The following is a 1,653-nucleotide window of genomic DNA, read 5'->3' as shown; positions in this document are numbered from 1 at the left end:
GGCTCTGGCCCACTTTCGGTGGTGACGGAACGTGGTTAGCCGAGCAGGATGCGATGACGCAGGAGTGCGAAGCCGGCCCGCCCGTACATCTGCCTCTTGATCATTTTTGTTTTGGTGTTGACGCCTTCGGTGCCGCCGTTGTGGAACGGGAGGGTGAGGGCGGCGTTGACGGCGGCTCGGTCGTAGTCCAGCCCGCGGGTGAAGGCGTGCATGTGCGGCAGGTCGGCCTGACGCGCTTGTTCGGTCCAGGCGGTCAGTAGCTGGTCGTTGCCCGGCTTGGGGTCGAGGAGAGCGGCAAAGTCCCGGACGAGTCCGGCGAGCATGGTCATCTCGTGGCAGGCGGCGATGGCAGCATCCAGTCGCTCGGCGTGGTGGTCCTTGAGCTTGCTCGGTTCGGTGAGGAGGAGGCCGGCCAAGCGCTTGGGTGAGATCGCGGGCCGGTCGCATTCGACGCGGCCTTGGTTGATGTACCGGTAGAGCAGGTTCTGGCTGCCGGTGTAGCCGAGTTTCTTGATCTCGACAAGGAGTTGCTGGACCGGGACGGCGGGATCTTCGGCTCGGCGTTGGCGCAGATGGTCGCGGAACGGGTCGACGAGCGTGGGCCGGTACTTCGGCACGCGCACCAGCCGTTCGGGTTCGCTGACCCGGGCGTAGCGCTTCACGGTGTTGAGCGCCAAGCCCAGACGGCGGGCGCATTCCAGCAGCCCGACACCCTGGTCGAGCAGGGCATGAACCTGCTGCCAGCGATCGCGCGTGGTGGCGGCCCGCACCCCTTCTTTTGGCGGCGGGCCGGTCTTGCCCCAACAGGAGGAGTGCGCGGCGACCTCCTTCACCACGGCTTCGGCCAGGTTGTGCCAGATATGCCAGCGATCACCGACCTGCACCGCTTCAGGCAGAGCGCGACGGATCGCCTCGGCGTAGGCGCCGCTGCTGTCCCGGCACACCACCCGCGCACCGGGATGGGCACGTAGCCACGCCTCCAAAGTGTCGGCCTGACGGTCGGCGAGCACGTCGATCCGCTCCCGCGTTATCGCGTCGATGATCACCGTGGCGTAGCGGTGTCGTTTGCGGAGAGCGAAGTCGTCCACCCCGATCACCGCCGGCACCGGACGAACCGGCAGAGGCAGGCGCAGCAACGACCGGACCGCGCTCTGCCGCGATAGCCCGACTCCCAGCACGGCCAGCAGCCGAGACCCCGCCCGCCCGGCCAGCTCCCGCACCACCGCCCCCACCTGCGTGGTCAAGGCGACCGTGCGGCGTTGATACGGCTCGGCCAGCCCGGGCAACGGCTCCCGAAACGTCTGCCGCTCGCACCCCACCCTCGCGCACCTCAGCCGCCGAAACCGCAGCCGCACCATCACCCGCTGCCCGCCCAACGGCAGGTCAGCCAGCTGCCGATCCACATAGCCGTGCACCCGCCCGACTGCCCCGCAGCCAGGACACGCCACCGGCGCGCCCGTGGAGGCGACATGTACCACGATCGACCCGGCCCCGGGCTGAACGCTGCCGATGACCAGACCGGCCAGTTGCGGGAACACCAGCCCCGCAAGATCCTTTACGTCACACCGGCGTCACGCTGACACAGCACCCCGAGATAGCCATGTAACGACACGAACTATCACGTTCCGTCACCACCGAAAGTGGGCCAGAGCC

At 68.2% G+C, this 1,653-nt stretch carries 1 protein-coding gene; it reads right to left on the bottom strand.

Going from position 1 to position 1,653, the window contains the following annotated elements; translation table 11 throughout:
* Positions 1-35: 35 nt before the first annotated feature.
* On the bottom strand, positions 36-1,538 hold the full coding sequence (locus ACIHFD_RS67870; RefSeq protein ID WP_397375971.1) for an ISL3 family transposase: 1,503 nt from the start codon (positions 1,536-1,538) through the stop codon (positions 36-38).
* Between the last annotated feature and the right edge of the window lie 115 nt (positions 1,539-1,653).

Source organism: Nonomuraea sp. NPDC051941 (genome assembly GCF_044593615.1).
Note: the sequence above shows the minus strand (reverse complement) of the source record. Positions and strands in the feature narration are given on the sequence as shown.